Source organism: Idiomarina rhizosphaerae, from assembly GCF_024159085.1.
Lineage (GTDB): Bacteria > Pseudomonadota > Gammaproteobacteria > Enterobacterales > Alteromonadaceae > Idiomarina > Idiomarina rhizosphaerae.
Genome location: NZ_JAMZDE010000005.1, coordinates 145,325 through 162,003, shown reverse-complemented (window position 1 = coordinate 162,003; position 16,679 = coordinate 145,325). Strand labels below are relative to the sequence as shown.

Below are 16,679 nucleotides of genomic sequence, written 5' to 3'. Positions count from 1 at the left end.
TTTACTTTGGTTTAGGTTCGTCTGGATAATCCTTACTACTATTTTGCAGATACTCAACAATGTCTCTGGCCAGATGCGACGAAAAGAGCTTGTCAGAATTGCTAAAAATAACGACACCGTCGCGACTAGCTGGGTCGAACTCCACATAAGCAAGAAAATCACCGTTATTTCCTGAGTGATAATATTTTAGTCGCCCATCAACTTGTTTGGCAGCGAAGCCTAAAGCTCGATGAAGCTTTCCTTTTTCCTGAGGAACATCTGTCTGAAGCTTGAGTAATTCTTCAGCAACCTTCTGCTTTTCAGCCGTGGCAGGCACTAAAATATCTGTGATAAATTTGGCGTAGTCGCCAGCCGTGGTTATTAGGCTGTATGAGGCACCAAAATTGTGGTCATGCTTGTCGTTATCGGTGGGTTTTCCATTGCGGTGTCCAAACGCCTTTTGTTCGGGTATGCGTTCATCCCAGACATACTTCATAAAGTCTGCGTCAATTTCATTCGCTATTTGTTCGTCTATTAAGGCCTGCAATCCACTATCATCAACCTTCAGTTGTTTCTGCAGAACCTGCCTTAAGTATTCATAACCTTCGCTCGAGTATTGAAAGCTTGTTCCTGGCTTGAATAAAAGTGATAGCTGGCCTCCGGTATCAGAGCGCCAGTTAGGTAGCCCCGAGGTGTGAGTTAACACCATCCGGGCGGTGATTAACTTATGCCATTCATTATCAGGAAGATCAGGGTATGGTAAATAGGTATAAAGCGGTTGGTCTAGTTCAATCACTCCCTTCTCAGCCTGAAGCAACGTAAAGTAAGCAAAAAGCGGCTTGGATAAAGAAGCTGCTTCAAATAGCGTTTGCGATGTAATTTCAGTGCCTGTATCCGAGTTAGCCACACCAACCCCCTGGTTAAAGGCTATCTCACCGTTCTGAATGACCGAAACGGCAAGCCCTTCGACGTTGGCTTCATTCATGCTCTTTTCAATAAAGTCTGTCAGTGTTTGTTGTCTCGGTTGGTCATAATTGTAGCCACTTTCGAGAGTAACCCGAATCCAATTGACCTCGCCTGTTTTGCTGGGTAAAAACTCAAACGTCGTATTTGATGCCGGGTCGATAAATTTATAGTTATCGACGGCAACGAGCGGAGCGGTGCCACCATCAACATTCGAGATTAAATGCAATTGTTTACCCTTCACTGCAAAAACGTGCTGTACTTCGTTGCCCGATGGTTTACCAAATGTCCCGGCTAAACTGGGCAGCTGCTTAGAATCAATGTCGTATCGTTGGTAAACTTTGGGTTGAATGGGTTCCCAGTCATACTGCTGTGCGACAGTTCTGGCGATAGCGGCCATCAAGTTAAATCCGTTATCACTATTGGTCATAATAACCAGCGCTTGCCGGTTCTGTACTGAGCCAACCATGTAGCTGGTGAAGCCTGGAATACTGCCCCAGTGGTCAAAGATAATATCGTCTGAACCGTCTATATAGTGCTTCTTAAATCCAAGCCGAATTGGATTACGGGCGAACATTTCGGCCGCCATTTCCTGTGAGATCAACCGACTCTCATTGGAGTGGTAATCATCAATAAGCGTCATAGTAAACGTGGCTAAGTCAGTAGGTGTCGTCCATACACCGCCAGCTCCTTTGAAAGGAAAGAGCTGGTAAGGGTATGGAGTCACGTTTTTGTTGTAGCCGGTTGCACGATGAGCCATAAGCTTTTCAGGAATAGGCTGCTTGAAAGAACTACTTTCCATGTCCAGTGGATCGAATATCGCATTATGAACCGCCGCTTCGAAGCTTGTTTCTGTCACATCTTCGATAAGCTGTTGGATTATCGTATAACCCGGGTTGGAATACTGATAATTCTCGCCAGGCGCTGTGAAAAGCGTAATCTCAGGGCCGGTAAATGGCGATTCTCCGGCGAGCATCTGAGTCACCGTAGGCGTTTTTTCATCTACCGCGTAAGGTGTCGGAACATGATTACTGACACCGGCGCGGTGGCCGATAAGATGCCGAAGTGTGACTTTCTGGCTGTCGGTGAACTCATTAGCCGGGAGCTGCCACGAGGTTAAATAACGATTGATATCGTCATCAAGACTGACTTTACCCGCTTCGACCAGTTGCATTGCCGTAACTGTGGTCAGCGGCTTACTGAGTGAGGCTCCGGCAAATACAGTCTGTGTTGTGATGGGTGAGAACTTATTTAAGTCTGCGTAGCCATAGGTTCGTTGCCAGGCTATGTTGCCGTTATCAATAAACGTCATACTGACACCGGGTATATTATCTCGCAGCATCACTTCTGCAATTGACTTTGTTTTCAACTGCCCTTCCAAAAACTGGTTGGGTAATAATTCGCTTTCAATAGACTGGACGGTTTGCGCAGACGCCGTATTGGCAATACTCCCAAGAAAAAGCAGGGTAATAAGGGTAAATTTTTTCATGATGCATTTCTTATTGTTAGTTTTACTAAACTTAATCTACCCGCACCATTGTGAATGCTTGCTCACCAAAGCTTAGTGTTGCCTCAGGTTTATTCTCTGCATCCTCAAACGAAATAGTGACTGGTACATCGGCTAACTCAAACGTTTTACTGTCAATCGCATAAAGCGGCGTTTTGCGAACAGTTTTCCCTTCGGGGGTGAACTCGTGATAAATGAGGCGGTTATTGGCAAGGCTCAAATTGATTTGATTGCTGTTGTCATCTTCCTTTAGTCGGTAGCTACCCACATACAGCGAAAGTGCTTCTGCGGTTAACTGTTGGTGAGGACGGTGCTCAAAGGTTGGTAAGTCCATGCCCGGATCAATTAAGTGAAGTGCAATATTCTGAAGCTCATCGTCAGATGATGAGTTGCTAAGTAAGACTACGCCAACACCATTATCTGGGCGAAAGGCAATAAATGCTTGATGACCATTGCCGTCTCCACCATGATAAAAAGCTTCAAAACTCTGATTTTGGTAATGTTTCCATCCCAAATGCTCTGACTGTTTCATCTCATTTTTCAAAAAGCTCATTAAGTCTTTCGCGGTTGAGTATAAACCTCCGGCACCGTACGCAACTTCTGGTGTATCTGCCGAAGATTCGATGGGTGTAGTGGTTTGATGTCGAGCCGCAATAATATTTTCGTTGGGTTCATAGCCTGTGCCGGCTAACTGGAGCGGAGTTATGACTTCTTTCGTCAGCTCATCTTTAAGACTTGAGTCAGAGGCTTTGGCTAGTGATACGCCGAGGATGGCCATGCCAACGCTTGAATACGAATAATCGGCAGGTAGACTCGTGTTGCGCAAGAGTTCATTGAGCAGCTTATCTACGCTGTTTTCAGCGACGGCTTCTTGAGGTAAATCTCTTGGCAGTGCTGCGGTGTGACTAGCCAAGTGAATAAGGCGCGTATCGCTCTTATCGTTAACTGTCGACCAAATTTCAGAGACTGATGTCTGTTGAGTTACAACCCCTTTTCTTTCTAGTACCTCTAGCATTTCTGCGGTGAAGAGCTTGGTCAACGAGCCAATTGCAAACTGTGAATGTTCTGATAACACATCTTCTCCACCGGCTAGCGTTACGCCATAGCTGTAAAAGTAGGTGCCATTGGGGGTTAGCAAACCAATGACGACCCCTGGACGATGCTGGTTATCTACCGCTGCACGAACGCTTTCCTTTACATCAGGAGGAATGTCGCTGAGCTTAGCTGTCTCGTAGTCCTGACATGCTGTTAATAAAAAGCACGCTAATAATAGTGAGAGCGGTTTCATGATTCATCCTCTTTGTATTCGAGTAAGTCGCCCGGCTGGCATTCCAGCACCTCACACAACTTCTCTAAGGTATTAAAGCGGATACCACGAACGTGACTATTTTTTAAGAGCGACAGGTTGGTTTGTGAAATACCAATTTCATCGGCCAGATCTTTCATCTTCATTTTCCGACGAGCCATCATCACATCCAGGTTTACAATAATTGGCATTAGATAATCTCGTCGTTTTCGGTTTGTAAGGACAGTCCCAAAGCGAAGGCTTTTGAGATAGCTAAAAGAAATAAACCAGCAATAACCAAACCCCAGTAAAACGAAGGAAGGATAGAGAACACTGGGGTATTAGGCGGTGACACTTTTATATGGGTAACGTAAAAGTCGGCGATATCGGTCGCGTTGGGCATGAAAAGGTAAAAACGAGCAATGACTTCAATGTAGAACAGTACTGCGAGAGCGATAAACGAGGTGCCTACTTTCTTCAGCAGCTTGGGCGTTGAGGCTTTAAAGGGCCTGTCCGTTCGCAAGTCACTCACGAACAGTCGTAAGCCGAATAAGGAATAGCTAATCAGTCCGCCAATCAATAAAATCGTGAGTGCGCGACTAATTGCGAATCCAAATCCTGATGTCTGAATATATAATGTGCCTTGATTTCTCTCTATTCCCCATTTCCCTGCGGGAAGAACATCGTGGTAAGACGTCCCGGAGTTAGCAAGCTCAATTTGCCAAGTTGTCAGCAAATGTTCGTCAAAAGCCGGCAGAGCTATCGCAACAAGGGCTAGGCTTATGGTTGCGAACACGGTAACAACGAGAGCGAAATTAATTAGTCGGTGAAAATTAGTTGCTGTCATAACACGTTTTAAATTCTGGTTGATGGATGAAAATTAAACTATAAATTAATCTTTTGCAATAAAAAATTTACGTAAAACGTAATTAAATAGTGTGAGAGATCGTTGATCGGAGTGAAAACATGAGGTGGTAGCGTTGTGGCTTAGCTTCCTGAGCTAAGCCACAAGCTTTTGTGCAAGAACTTCCCGTTAGAACTGTCTGAGGCTCTTACTTGCTACGTCCGAAGGCATATTGCTCTGCTTGTCTACAGCGATCCCAAAAATGCCAGCAGTGCTTGCCGATCGTCGCTGTTAAGGTTGATAAAGCGGTTTTTAATCACTTCGGCTTCGCCACCGTGCCAGACGATGGCTTCGGTAAGAGTGCGAGCTCGACCATCGTGCAAATAACCGGTAGGTGTGCCAGCGGCAACGTATTTAGTGTAACCGATGCCCCATAACGCCGGGGTACGCCACATTTGCCCATTGGCCAGGCCTTCGACAAATTCATCAGCTAGGCCTTCCCCCATATCGTGTAATAGCATATCGGTATAAGGGCGAATGGTTTGGTTGCGGACTTCGGCAAACTTAGAGCGGGTACTGGTTTGTACCTCGTCCAGGTGGCAAGCGTTGCAGCGAATTTCTTTAAATACCTGTTCACCTTGTGCGATCTTTTCTGGCTCGATGTCGAGATAGGCAAGTGGTGATACACCCTGAGGAAAACCACTGCTCATACTGCGTTGGGCGGGTACTGCTAGTAACTGCAAGTAGTCCGTCATCAACTGCAAGGCATCATCTGGCAACCCTGCTTCAGTGCCGCTGGCGGCATCGCAGTACTGCGGTCCGGCTAAGCAGGTGCGGTTGGGATAAATTGAAGACGTCACCGACATGTCCAGTAAAGCCGCGTTTGCTACCTGATGACGCAGACTGACCTTGCCGGCTTTCCAGCCATAGCGGCCTAAACGCACATCGCCTGTCTCCGGGTCATAGGCATAATTGGCGGTTCCGAGGACACCATCAACATCCGGGGTATTGCGTACTCTATTTAAAATAGTTTCATCAGAGATGGCCTCCAGCAGTCCCATGCCGATTAACGGTTGTGCTGAACGCAGGGAGTAAGAGGCGGGTACAGGGCCTTCAAAGGCTATAACGGGCTCACGCAATTCCACCACAGTGCCATCGGCAAGGGTGATTTTACTGCTATTAAAGTCGCTAACATAAGCGGCATTACCCCAGTTTTCAGTGGCACCGGTGGTGGTCGAGCGAGCATTCATTTGTAAGCTTTGACCATAAATTGGATGAGGTAAATACTGACCGTTTGCCGGTTCGTCTTCCGCCCCTACGCGTACCACCATGGTGTCTAGCCGCTGGTTAACAACCACTGGAGCGACGCTACGGCCGTTGTTGATGTGACAACTGACACAGGTTGACTGGTTAAAATGTTGGCCTTGTAACCTGCGGCCGTCATCATTACGGTCGTTGCCGGTTTCGTTATGATCGCCGCTCCAGAGGTTGGTGTGTAACCAGCGCCGGCCTTCCATAAAACGCTGAATATTTTGCATGCCGATGGTGTTGTGAGGCTGCTGAAAGATAAAGCTCGAGTTATCGGCGTAATCGTATGACACCGATCCTAAACCACCTTGCAGAACGCGTTTAGGTAGTGGCTTGTTCATTAACCGTGGTTGTACACCGTACCAGGGGCGTAAGCCTTCGCCCATCACGTAAGTCAGCTCGTTAGTATAATAACGGACTGCGCCGTCGTCGCCGATTGCATCCATGGCTTCGCGAGTGGAGAAGAAAGAGCTGGTGAACTCGATGATGTCGCCTTTTTTTAATGGTCTGGCAGGAACATTGGTACCGTTGGGAACAAGTACTCCATCTGCGTTTGCACTGAGTTGGCTATGCGAGGGGTAGGTGTCAAACACTACGCTGCAGCCGTCGTTAGCGCCTATAATGTCGTTATATCCGCTATCTGGATTTAATAGTTTACCGTTGTCGGGTTTTGGGACTACCGGGCAAGGTGCCCCGTCGCTTAAGTAGGTTGAGTCGTCCAACAGATCGCCCGGACTCATCCAGCCAAAGCCGGTGACATTCGGGTCATCGAAGCGACGAACAAAGGCGTGTCCCCCACCTTTTTGCGCCTGCATGAAGTACTGGTTGACGATAATACGTGGCTCTTTAACGCCAGCGACGTTGCTGTTGTCGATAAACTCAACGCCCCAGGTGCGGTTTTTAAAGTAATTAGCAACAAAATTTAAGTGTGCCCCTGGCCCTTTATCAACTGCGTTTCCCTGGCCGTCGATAGTATCGTTGCTACCGAAACCATATTCGTTCCACTCTTCACCACGTTCCCGCGCGTGACGCGACCTGCCGACCATACCAAAACGGGTTACTAAGGTGCCATCGGCTAAAGTGAAGCTTATGCTCTCAACTGGTTTAGCCGGCGCAGGCAAGGGCGTACGGCTATTGCCGTCCAACGGATAGGCTACGTAAGAGGTTTCTAGTGTTGGCATGGAGTTATCGCGGCCGGGGCTTTTAAATTCGGCCTCAAATAGCGAGTAACCGTACTGAGTGTGTCGTCGCACACCTTGCAAACGAATGTAGCGAACATGCGCGTTGAGATTGTAAAAAGCTTCTGTATTGCCTTTACCGGCAGTGATATAACGTAACTGATACCAGTCTTTTGCGTCGTCAGAAACATAGATAGCGTATTCGTCAGCGTATGCGTTTTCCCAATAAAGTTTCATATAACCGATAGCGGTTTTTGAGCCAAAGTCGAATTGTATCCACGCATCATCGGGATCACTGATATTCTCTCCCCAGGCACTTTCCCAGCGACTATTAAAGTCCCCGTCAACGGCTTTATCGGCTGTATTATTGTTGTTCTCGTCACCGGATGAACTTGCAACAACCCCGACAATGGTCTCTGCCAGCTGGCTTTTGTCATAACTATCCGCTAGACGGAGCGTGTCTGGAGGGGCCGGTAAGATGGGCGCGTCCGGCGAAGGCAGTGGGCTGATGTCGGTATTTGGCGCTGGTTCAAAATCTGGTTCGGGTAAGTCTTCGGTGGGTGGCGAAACGGGATCAGGCTCGGCAGGAGTACCGCTAGTTGGCGGGGGGCTGCTATTGTCGCTTGAGCTGTCTCCGCCGCAGGCTGAAAGTGTTAATACCAATAGCGGAATGAGTAACCAGTGCGCAGCCATGCCTTTCTCCGTTAAAAAATATGAATATTTTCATCTTATAAAGCGACATAAATTAATGTAGCACTGCTTAAAACATATACAAGAGATACTTGTTAGATAGCGAAAAGAAACAAATCAGCGCTAATTTTCGCCGGAGTAGATGAGCGTTGACTAGATTTGACTTAGCAACAGCCACACCCGGAATAAGGTCCAGTTATTTAGGTGGTTAACCGCGAACCATGAGCAGAGCGCATAACGGCTGATTAATATAATAATTTGCGCGTCCGATGCGTTGTTTTTGCAAAAAACCGTGCTCGACGAGTTGCTCTAGGTATTTAGTCGCCGTAATGCGAGTAACCCCAAGTTCATCAATGACAAATTCGATTTTGGTGTAGGGGTGGTGAAACATATTGTTGAGCAGATCTTGCCGGTAGATCTTAGGCAACTGATCTCGCATGCGGTGTTTTACGTCTGTCATCAACACCTTCATTTCTGAAATTAATGCGATTGTGTTTTTAGCTGTATCAATTACACCGTCTAGAATATAAAGAAGCCAGGGCTCCCAGTTTCCCGTTTCTCGCACACTTTGGAGTTGCTGGTAGTAGTCTGCTTTATGCTGTGTGATGAAGCGGCTCAGATAAAGCACCGGAAGATTAAGTAAATCCTTTGCTACTAGATACAAAATATTGACGATACGACCTGTCCGGCCATTGCCATCGTAAAACGGATGAATACTCTCGAATTGATGGTGGATAATTGCCATTTTTACCAGTGGATCGGCATCGCAGAGCTCGTCGTCATTAATGTATTGAACAAGGTTGTCCATCAACGAGGAGATTTCATCAGCTTGTTGTGGTGGTGTGTAAACTATTTTGCCAGTGTTTACATTTTTGAGTTCGGTTCCTGGTAAACGACGCAATCCTGCGTTGTTATGCTCAAGATGCTGTTGTACGACCAGAATATCATGCAAACGAATAGTCTTTGTTTTTCGCACGGTTGCGAAAGCTTGTTTCAAAGCAATAGCGCAATCCTGAACTTCTTTAGTGGCAGGATTAACCAGCGCATCCTCAAACAGGTTCGCTTTATAGAGTTCGTCATGAGTGGTTACAATGTTTTCAACTTCAGAGCTATCTTTTGCTTCTTGAAGTGAGAGCGTATTAATAAGAATTGCTTCATTGGGAATACTGGCCGCAATACCTTTAAGTTCAGCCAGAAAACGATGGGCTTCTGCTGTTCTTTTGAGCACTGTTCGTGTTTCCCATTGCTCAATGTTTTCCAACGGAAGAAATGGTGGCGAAGCTGGCATATAGATTTTTGCCTTTTCTGTGTATTTGAGTCGGAATATATATAAATAATCGAAAATATTATGCATGAAAGGCTAATTATGTATAGAAAGTGGGGTTTTCTATACATAATAAATGTCGATTTTGGCGATTAGATTGCTTCTATCCACAGCTTGAATAAAAAGGGTTTGTTGATGCGAAAAACAGACAAAAAACTTGAACGTGAGATAATCCGCGAACTGACTCAAATGTGCGAAGTCGCAAAGTTTGATCATGAGGGCTTTATCTGGCTGACTCATGAAGTGAACTACCAGCGCTTTCCGTAAAGCTTAAAGGTGACACTTGTGTTTAATGAAAGCGTAAGCGAAGAGGTTTTGCTGGCGGAGTTTCAGGCACTGATCCCAAAAGTGCAGTTAGCACTTGAACCGGTAATAGGTGAGTCCTTGCCCGCAGCGCAAATTGAGGCTTGCCGGGAACATAGACTGCAATAAGCCGCTACCTGCCTTAACAATTCCCCCTGCGGTCGTGCCTGCGTTGACATACTGTGCTACAACAGATATTAAGTTTATAAACCTGACAGGAGAGAACACATGTTTGAATATAAAAAGATAGCGCTGGCGGTCTCGCTAGTGTTAATGACAACGGCCTGCTCTGACGCTTCCAAAGAAGAAGCGACGACGGCAACTGCTGAGTCGAAAACAGCGACGACTGAAAACGCTACTCAGAATGCGGAGCAAACCGAATCGGAAAAGGCGAATAAGCTGTTTGAAGATATTTTCATGAAAACGGTCATGCGCAGCCCAATGTATCAGTCTTACCTTGGTATTAAAGATGACCAGGATAAATGGGACGATATTTCTGAAGAGCAGGCTCAGGAAGACCTGGCGTTTAAAAAAGAGCAGCTTGAGCGGGTAATGGCAATTGATGAGTCGAAGCTTAATGAGCAGACCAGAGTGAGCTGGCTACTGATGAAGCAGAAGTTGGAGCAGGAGATAGCTGACTTTAAATGGCGTCACTATAACTACCCGGTTAACCAAATGTTCGGTATGCACTCGAGCGTTGCGTCGTTATTAATTAATCAGCACGGTATTAGCGAAGTGGACGACGCAGAAGATTATATTGCGCGTCTTAATGGCCTGCCTGAGTTATTTGAGCAGTTGGCTGAGAATCTCGAGCTGCGTGCTGAAAAAGGCATTATCGCACCTAAGTTCGTTTACCCTTATGTAATTAGCGACAGCAGAAATATTATTAGCGGTGCGCCGTTTGACGATGGCGAACCAAGTGCACTGTGGGCGGACTTTACCAAGAAGCTGGAAAGCCTGGATATTGACGACAGTCAGCGTGACGCTCTGCTGGATTCTGCGAAAAAAGCGATGCTGGAGTCGGTAAAACCTGCCTATGAAGGCTTAATCACCTCAGTGGAGGGCATTGCGGAGCAAGCGAACACGAAAGATGGTGTCTGGAAATTTCCTGACGGTGAAGCGTTCTACAATAACGCACTACAACGCACTACTACCACAGATTTAACCGCAGAAGAAATTCATCAAATTGGTCTGGACGAAGTAGAGCGTATCCACGAAGAAATGCGCGGCATAATGAAAGAAGTTGGCTTTGACGGTACGCTTCAGGAGTTCTTTGTGCACATGCGCAACAGTGATGACTTTACTTACCCAAGCACCGAAGACGGCCGCAAACGCTATTTGGATGAAGCTACAGCTATTATTAACAATATGCGTGGACGTCTTGACGAACTGTTTCTGAACAAGCCAAAAGCTGATTTAACGGTAAAAGCGGTAGAGCCTTTCCGCGAGAAATCTGCGGGTAAAGCTTTCTATCAGCAACCGTCAATGGACGGTTCACGTCCGGGAATTTACTACGCCAACCTTTATGACATGGCCTCCATGCCGACCTATCAGATGGAAGCTTTGGCTTATCACGAGGGTATTCCGGGTCACCATATGCAAATTGCGATGGCGCAGGAACTGGAAGGTATTCCTAGCTTCAGAAAGTATGGCCGTTACACTGCGTACACTGAGGGTTGGGGGCTTTACACCGAGAAACTTCCAAAAGAGATTGGTCTGTATGAAGACCCATACTCCGACTTCGGTCGCTTAGCTATGGAATTGTGGCGTGCAGTGCGTTTGGTTGTTGATACCGGTATCCATGATAAAAAATGGACTCGTGAAGAGGGTATCGATTTCTACGTAAACAATACACCGAACGCTAAAGCCGATGCCGTGAAAATGGTTGAGCGTCATATTGTTATGCCAAGTCAGGCAACAGCCTATAAAATTGGTATGAACAAAATTCTGGAATTGCGTGAGAAAGCGAAATCAGAGCTTGGTGATAAGTTTGATATTCGTGAGTTCCATGATGTTGTGCTGGGTAGTGGCCCAGTTCCACTTAATATCCTGGAGCAATTCGTTAACGATTACATTAGTGAAACGAAAAGTTCTTAGACGTTTTCTCTAAATACAGCGCATCATCGCACTTACTCTAAGGTGATGCGCTACTTCCATTCGCTATTCACTCAGTCGATTTCCGCCATCGCGTTTGGCCTGATACATCGCCTGATCGGCGCGGTTGATTAAAGCATCGACAGTGTCGCCATGTTTAGGCCACAGAGCCATTCCCATACTGGCGGTAATAACCTCTTCTCCATGCGGAAGCATTAATGGTGCCTGCATTGCCTGACGAATTTTGTCAGCAACGGCCCGCACTACATCGACTCCTTCCTCCGTCGTCGGAACTGCATCAATAAGTACCACAAACTCATCGCCACCTAAGCGCGCTACTGTGTCGGTTGCACGAACTGAAGCCGCAATCCGCTTCGCAACGCCCTTCAGTAACTGGTCACCGGTTGCGTGCCCATGGGCGTCATTAACAACTTTGAATTTATCGAGATCTAAATACAACAGACCCAGGCCGCCGCCATCGCGTTCTGCTCGTGTTTGCGATGTACGAACCCGGTCATAAAATAGTGCGCGGTTGGGCAACTGGGTTAATGGATCGGTTAGTGCCATATGTTCTAAGCGTGCTATTAAAGCTTCACGTTCTGCTTCAAGTTGTTTCTGCTCGGATATATCGCGGGCAACGCCAACCCGCATCTGGTCTCGTTCAGACCAGCGCGCCGACCACAGCAAATAGACTATAGAACCGTCTTTACGTATGTATCGGTTCTCGAAGTGAACAACCTCGTTACCTGAGTTGACTTGTTGAGCCACGGCCATTGTTGTCTGATGGTCGTCGGGGTGCATAAAGTCAAACATTGAATGACCGATCATTTCTTCAGGGGCATAACCAAAAACACGGGCCGCACCCGGGCTCAGATAACTGAACTGATGCTGCTTATTAACAACGCAAATCGCATCTAATAGCAAATCCATGTATTCGGCAAGATCGGCGAACGCGGTTTTATTCATTGAAAATATAGGACCCGGCTGGTGTAAATATGAATACGGACATGGTTGCGCATAAGCAAAACCATTGTCCACTGTTTTAAGCAGGTTTTACCTGTGCGACTAATACGCAATTTTGTGTTTGTAGGTTCAGTATACACATTCCAATATTTACAAAACCGCGCTAGCACAGAAAAAAAGCGGATAAAAACCTTTATCAAGCTAAAGCTGACGGAAGAAATACGGTTGTCGCTAGTTTTGACGACGTTGCCTTCGACAGCGTTCAGAGCAGTATTTAACTTCTTCCCAACAGTCCTTCCATTTTTTACGCCAGATAAAGGGGCGTTGGCAAACCGGACATAGCTTACCGGGCAGGTGTGGTTTTTGGTGTGTCAACGAGTGTGCATCCATTTGAACCAACGCGGCACCTGCGATTGGTATTGTAGGTACTCATCACCATAAAGCTCCTGAAGCGCCTGTTCTTCTTTTGATGCTTGTAGTCTTATCATCGCCACACCTGTAGCCAGACAGACCAGTGTAAACAAACTGGGTAGTGCTAAAAAGAGACCAAGCTGTCCCAGCATAATGGCTAAAAACATGGGGTTACGTGAGCGAGAGAAAGGACCTCTGGTCAGTAAATTACGATTTTTATCGTTATCGATACCTGAGCGCCAGTCTTGTCTCATGTAGGCGTGGTTATAACTTACTAACCCCAGAGATGCCAGCATAGTGACCATGCCAATAGAAAGCAGCCACGGGTTATAAAGCGGTGTAATCACACCAAGCCAGGGGTCTATTGGAAAAAAGACCCGGGCAATACAAACTATTAAAATAGCTCCGCGGAAAAGGTTAAAAACCTGTCTTACCCACCAGGTGACACTGCCTTTCTTTCCATATTGTATATGGCTCTGTGCGGTACGGCTGGATAAACCAATGGCAGTACTGGCGTAATGAACCGCAATAAATAGAAAGTACAGGGCTAAAAAGTGACGGCTAATCAGGTCTATATCAAACAAAAAACTCTCCGTTTAATTGGTCTGCTTAATGTTTTCCATTTTACGGCTCCTTAAAGATATTGAAAGAGTTGAGTGAAATCTCCACTTCTGTGCTATTGATTAAGGATGGAATTGAAAGCAGGATTCGTATTATGCAATTTAAAGTTTATTATGGTTTGGTTTTTACCCTGGCGGCTTTAATGGCTGGGTGTGCATCACCGTCATCTTCGGTACTTATTGGTGATGCTCGTCCTGAAATTCCGGTTGAGCAGGTAAAAGTCTATTTAGAAAAGCCAGCGAACTATGAGGAAATAGCTTTAATTGAAGCAACCAGCGACTCTTCATGGAGCTTTGGTGAGCAGGCGAAAATGGATGCTGTATTAAAGCGCCTGAAACAGGAAGCTGCAAAAGTTGGGGCGAATGGAATTTTGCTTCAAAAAACGGGTGAAAAAGAAGGTAACTCTGTTTATGTCGGTACTGGTGCCGGGAAATACTCTGGTAATTTGGGCTTAGGAGTCAGTGTGGGTAAGGCTTTTGGGTTGACTGATAAAACCGGAGAAGGCATTGCTATTTATGTAAAACCTGAAGACGAGAAAGCCGTTAAGCCGGAACAAAACAATTAAGTCCGGCATCGGCTCGGTTAGCTAACTGCGAGACAACGTCTTAATTAAGTGCCAGCCAAATTGGGTTTTGACCGGGCCATGGACTTCAAGAGTGGGCTTACCGAACACCACTTTGTCAAAAGCCGGTACCATTTGTCCCCGGTTAAACTCGCCTAAGTCACCACCTTTTTTACCCGAGGGGCAAAGTGAGTGCTTACGTGCAAGCTCGGCAAACTTTGCACCTTTGGTCAGTTGCTCTTTTAGTTTTTCGGCTTCATCTTTAGTTTCCACTAAAATATGTAATGCGTGTGCTCTTGCCATTTTTACCCCCGGAGTTTATATCGGTTTTATTCAGGGACTTCAGTCGAGTTCCAGTTAACAGCCTGCCAGCGACCGTCCCGTTCAATAAGAACGCCGGTATTGTAATAGTATTTTGTCACTTTTCCTTCTTCTTCGGCGGTTAGTGTGAAATTAAAAACCACCGTGTCACCAAATTGTTTTACTTCGATATCTTCGGCGCCATACCAGACCTCTACCTCTTCAGGGTCTTTGGCTTTCGCTTTCTGCATGCCGGACATAAGATGTTCTTTATCGAAGCGATTACCGCTGGAGCTGGTGTAAGTTAACTCATCTGCCCAGAAACGATCGTGAGCTTGAGGGTCGTTAATGCTGGCGCCATAAAGAAAGCCTTCAACAGCTTTCGTTGTAGCCTCTTCTACGCTCTCTTGCGCTAAAACCGCACTGCTGAATAGCAAAGTTAAAACTATAATTAAGTATCGCATGGTTATTCTTCCTTTAAGTTATACTTTTATTTTCTGTATGCTGTCAGCATATGGCAAGCTTTCATAAGCGGCAAATAGGTTTACATATGCTTACTAAACAGACCGAAGTTCAGTTAAAGTCCAAAACACGAGGGTTTCATCTTATTACCCATGAAGTTGAGCATGCTTTATCGCAACTCGGCTCGGTTAAAGCAGGGCTGTTACACGTATTTATAAAACATACATCGGCGTCACTCACTATCAATGAAAACGCTGATCCAACAGTACGGCAGGATTTTGAAAGCCATTTTAATGAAATGGTGCCGGAGAATGCTCCCTATTACAGGCATACATTTGAAGGTCCTGATGACATGCCCGCGCATTTAAAGTCCAGTATTTTAGGCAGTAGTCTAACGGTTCCGGTTATCGATGGGCGCTTGAATATGGGAACATGGCAGGGCATTTATCTATGCGAGCATAGGGATCATGGTAGTGCCCGCACTCTAGTTTTGACATTGCAGGGTGAGTGAGGGGTAGCGAGTACTCACTTAGCCAAACCTGGCAATAAGAAAAATAAGAACTAAAGCAGCAACCACCCCGACAATGGTAAAAATGCCGTGTTTGTAGATACGCTGATCTTTCTGTTCTGTCGTCATGTCTTTTCTCTATGCTGATAATTTACGCATTGCCCATAAACCAATAACGGGGCCGGGCAGTAAAAGCCAGGTTACCCATTCATTATGTATAGACCACAAATTGCTGGTTAGCCATATTGCCGGTAGCGTTAAAGAAAAGCCAATGGCATTCATTATAGCCAGTGCCGAGCCAATATTCTCCTTTGGCGCAAACTGGGCGGCTAGTGCCGAAAATTGTGGGGAGTCGGCGATAACAGTCAGTCCCCACAATAGTAACAAACCGAAAATTAACCCTGCAGGAAGCCCTGTCATTAAAGGGTATAGTAAGCAAATTGCGCCGGAACTGAATAAAGCCAGTCGGGCAACGCGTAAACCACCTATTTTTTTACTCATGATACCGCCGCCAATGCAGCCCAGGCTACCAATAGCAATAATGCTAAAGGCCAGCCAGGGCACCGCGGCTAACGGCAAGTTGAGAGTCGCTAATGGGTGCAATACCAACAATGGTGTCAGCATCCAAAACGCGTAGAGTTCCCAGGCATGACCAAAGTAGCCTATTGCTATGGCACGAAATTTAGGTTGGGTTAGTGCGCGTAATCCGGAGCGTAAAGTGTTGGATGTCGCTACGCTAGGTAAATGAGGTCCACTACCAAGCCAGCCCACTAATAAACCGCCAAGCAATGCCAGTATTGACGAAGTTAAAAGAGGAATTTCCCAGGAAAAGTCCAGAGTTATGCCGCGCATAAGATGTGGCAGTGCTGTTCCGAGAGTTAGCATGGCTAATAACCAGGAGAGGGCACTACCAGCGTAGCGTGGAACCCAGGATATCACCAGTTTCATTCCCATTGGGTAAATTCCGGCTAGGCAAAGTCCAGTTAAGAAGCGTAATAGCCAGCCGAGAGTTGAGTGATCAATTGCAACAATAAATAGGGCATTAACCAGGGCACCGGCAATGCTCGAGAGTAAGAATATCTGACTGGCTCGGTAACGATCAGCAAGACCTGTTAATGCCAGCGTTAGAGTTCCGATAATAAAGCCCAGCTGCACAGCCAGGGTATAAGCGCCTAAGTCTGCTTCGTTAAGGTGATGCTCTGCCGATAAAGGAAGCCAGACACCGTTAATGCTGAACCACAAGGACGTGCCCAGTAATTGAGAGAGAATAATCAAGGGTAAAGCGAGTTGCTGGTGCAGTTTGGTATTGCTTAGCATGGCGCCTTTAGTTGCATCTTTTAGGAGGTTATTTTTTATTGGCCTTACATTACCTTAGTT

The 16,679-nt window shown here is 46.3% G+C and carries 17 protein-coding genes; 5 read left to right on the top strand and 12 right to left on the bottom strand.

Going from position 1 to position 16,679, the window contains the following annotated elements:
* Nucleotide 1 precedes the first annotated feature (1 nt).
* The 6 genes from NJR55_RS04830 to NJR55_RS04805 all read right to left on the bottom strand — a co-directional run bounded on the left by NJR55_RS04830 (nucleotide 2) and on the right by NJR55_RS04805 (nucleotide 9,108).
* Nucleotides 2-2,431 carry a serine hydrolase domain-containing protein gene (locus NJR55_RS04830; protein WP_253618343.1) on the bottom strand — a complete coding sequence of 810 codons (2,430 nt, stop codon included), beginning with the start codon at nucleotides 2,429-2,431 and terminating at the stop codon, nucleotides 2-4.
* A gap of 31 nt (nucleotides 2,432-2,462) precedes the next feature.
* A complete protein-coding gene (locus tag NJR55_RS04825; RefSeq protein WP_253618336.1) occupies nucleotides 2,463-3,737 on the bottom strand; it encodes a serine hydrolase domain-containing protein in 1,275 nt (424 codons plus the stop codon).
* Nucleotides 3,734-3,946, bottom strand: coding sequence for a helix-turn-helix domain-containing protein (locus NJR55_RS04820; protein ID WP_253618334.1), 213 nt, complete (start codon nucleotides 3,944-3,946; stop codon nucleotides 3,734-3,736). Before NJR55_RS04820 ends, NJR55_RS04825 begins: the two co-directional genes overlap by 4 nt.
* Nucleotides 3,946-4,581 carry a DUF2975 domain-containing protein gene (locus tag NJR55_RS04815; RefSeq protein WP_253618332.1) on the bottom strand — a complete coding sequence of 212 codons (636 nt, stop codon included), beginning with the start codon at nucleotides 4,579-4,581 and terminating at the stop codon, nucleotides 3,946-3,948. Before NJR55_RS04815 ends, NJR55_RS04820 begins: the two co-directional genes overlap by 1 nt.
* 242 nt (nucleotides 4,582-4,823) lie before the next feature.
* A complete protein-coding gene (locus NJR55_RS04810; protein WP_253618330.1) occupies nucleotides 4,824-7,757 on the bottom strand; it encodes a di-heme oxidoredictase family protein in 2,934 nt (977 codons plus the stop codon).
* A gap of 205 nt (nucleotides 7,758-7,962) precedes the next feature.
* The gene (locus NJR55_RS04805; protein WP_253618328.1) at nucleotides 7,963-9,108 is read right to left on the bottom strand and encodes a Fic family protein; all 1,146 of its coding nucleotides are present in this window, start codon (nucleotides 9,106-9,108) and stop codon (nucleotides 7,963-7,965) included.
* 105 nt (nucleotides 9,109-9,213) lie between these two features.
* Between NJR55_RS04805 and NJR55_RS13720 the strand changes: the two genes are divergently transcribed.
* The 3 genes from NJR55_RS13720 (at nucleotide 9,214) to NJR55_RS04795 (ending at nucleotide 11,478) form a co-directional block, all read left to right on the top strand.
* Nucleotides 9,214-9,345: a hypothetical protein gene (locus NJR55_RS13720; protein ID WP_275978045.1), complete on the top strand. Its 132-nt coding sequence runs from the start codon at nucleotides 9,214-9,216 to the stop codon at nucleotides 9,343-9,345.
* A gap of 18 nt (nucleotides 9,346-9,363) precedes the next feature.
* The gene (locus NJR55_RS04800) at nucleotides 9,364-9,510 is read left to right on the top strand and encodes a hypothetical protein (RefSeq protein WP_253618326.1); all 147 of its coding nucleotides are present in this window, start codon (nucleotides 9,364-9,366) and stop codon (nucleotides 9,508-9,510) included.
* A gap of 99 nt (nucleotides 9,511-9,609) precedes the next feature.
* Nucleotides 9,610-11,478 carry a DUF885 domain-containing protein gene (locus NJR55_RS04795; protein ID WP_253618324.1) on the top strand — a complete coding sequence of 623 codons (1,869 nt, stop codon included), beginning with the start codon at nucleotides 9,610-9,612 and terminating at the stop codon, nucleotides 11,476-11,478.
* Between the two features lie 63 nt (nucleotides 11,479-11,541).
* Here the strand turns inward: NJR55_RS04795 and NJR55_RS04790 are convergent, their stop codons facing one another.
* The 3 genes from NJR55_RS04790 to NJR55_RS04780 form a co-directional block, all read right to left on the bottom strand.
* Entirely contained in the window at nucleotides 11,542-12,441 is a 900-nt protein-coding gene (locus NJR55_RS04790; protein ID WP_253618322.1) for a sensor domain-containing diguanylate cyclase, read from the bottom strand.
* Nucleotides 12,442-12,669: 228 nt separating this feature from the next.
* Nucleotides 12,670-12,828 (bottom strand): DUF2256 domain-containing protein, encoded by a 159-nt coding sequence (locus NJR55_RS04785; RefSeq protein ID WP_253618321.1) that lies wholly within the window; start codon nucleotides 12,826-12,828, stop codon nucleotides 12,670-12,672.
* Nucleotides 12,810-13,433, bottom strand: coding sequence for a methyltransferase family protein (locus NJR55_RS04780; RefSeq protein ID WP_253618319.1), 624 nt, complete (start codon nucleotides 13,431-13,433; stop codon nucleotides 12,810-12,812). The genes NJR55_RS04785 and NJR55_RS04780 overlap by 19 nt, the downstream gene beginning before the upstream one ends.
* A gap of 131 nt (nucleotides 13,434-13,564) precedes the next feature.
* On the opposite strand from NJR55_RS04780, the gene NJR55_RS04775 reads away from it, so the two are divergent.
* Nucleotides 13,565-14,035, top strand: a complete 471-nt coding sequence (locus NJR55_RS04775; RefSeq protein WP_253618317.1) for a hypothetical protein — start codon at nucleotides 13,565-13,567, stop codon at nucleotides 14,033-14,035.
* Nucleotides 14,036-14,056: 21 nt separating this feature from the next.
* Here the strand turns inward: NJR55_RS04775 and NJR55_RS04770 are convergent, their stop codons facing one another.
* Together NJR55_RS04770 and NJR55_RS04765 are read right to left on the bottom strand one after the other, a co-directional pair.
* Entirely contained in the window at nucleotides 14,057-14,335 is a 279-nt protein-coding gene (locus tag NJR55_RS04770) for a peptidylprolyl isomerase (protein WP_034822733.1), read from the bottom strand.
* A 26-nt stretch (nucleotides 14,336-14,361) separates the two neighbouring features.
* Nucleotides 14,362-14,796 (bottom strand): nuclear transport factor 2 family protein, encoded by a 435-nt coding sequence (locus NJR55_RS04765; RefSeq protein WP_253618315.1) that lies wholly within the window; start codon nucleotides 14,794-14,796, stop codon nucleotides 14,362-14,364.
* 86 nt (nucleotides 14,797-14,882) lie between these two features.
* On the opposite strand from NJR55_RS04765, the gene NJR55_RS04760 reads away from it, so the two are divergent.
* The gene (locus NJR55_RS04760) at nucleotides 14,883-15,305 is read left to right on the top strand and encodes a secondary thiamine-phosphate synthase enzyme YjbQ (protein WP_253618313.1); all 423 of its coding nucleotides are present in this window, start codon (nucleotides 14,883-14,885) and stop codon (nucleotides 15,303-15,305) included.
* Nucleotides 15,306-15,440: 135 nt separating this feature from the next.
* On the opposite strand, the gene NJR55_RS04755 is transcribed toward NJR55_RS04760, so the two are convergent.
* Nucleotides 15,441-16,619: an MFS transporter gene (locus NJR55_RS04755; RefSeq protein ID WP_253618310.1), complete on the bottom strand. Its 1,179-nt coding sequence runs from the start codon at nucleotides 16,617-16,619 to the stop codon at nucleotides 15,441-15,443.
* Nucleotides 16,620-16,679 lie beyond the last annotated feature (60 nt).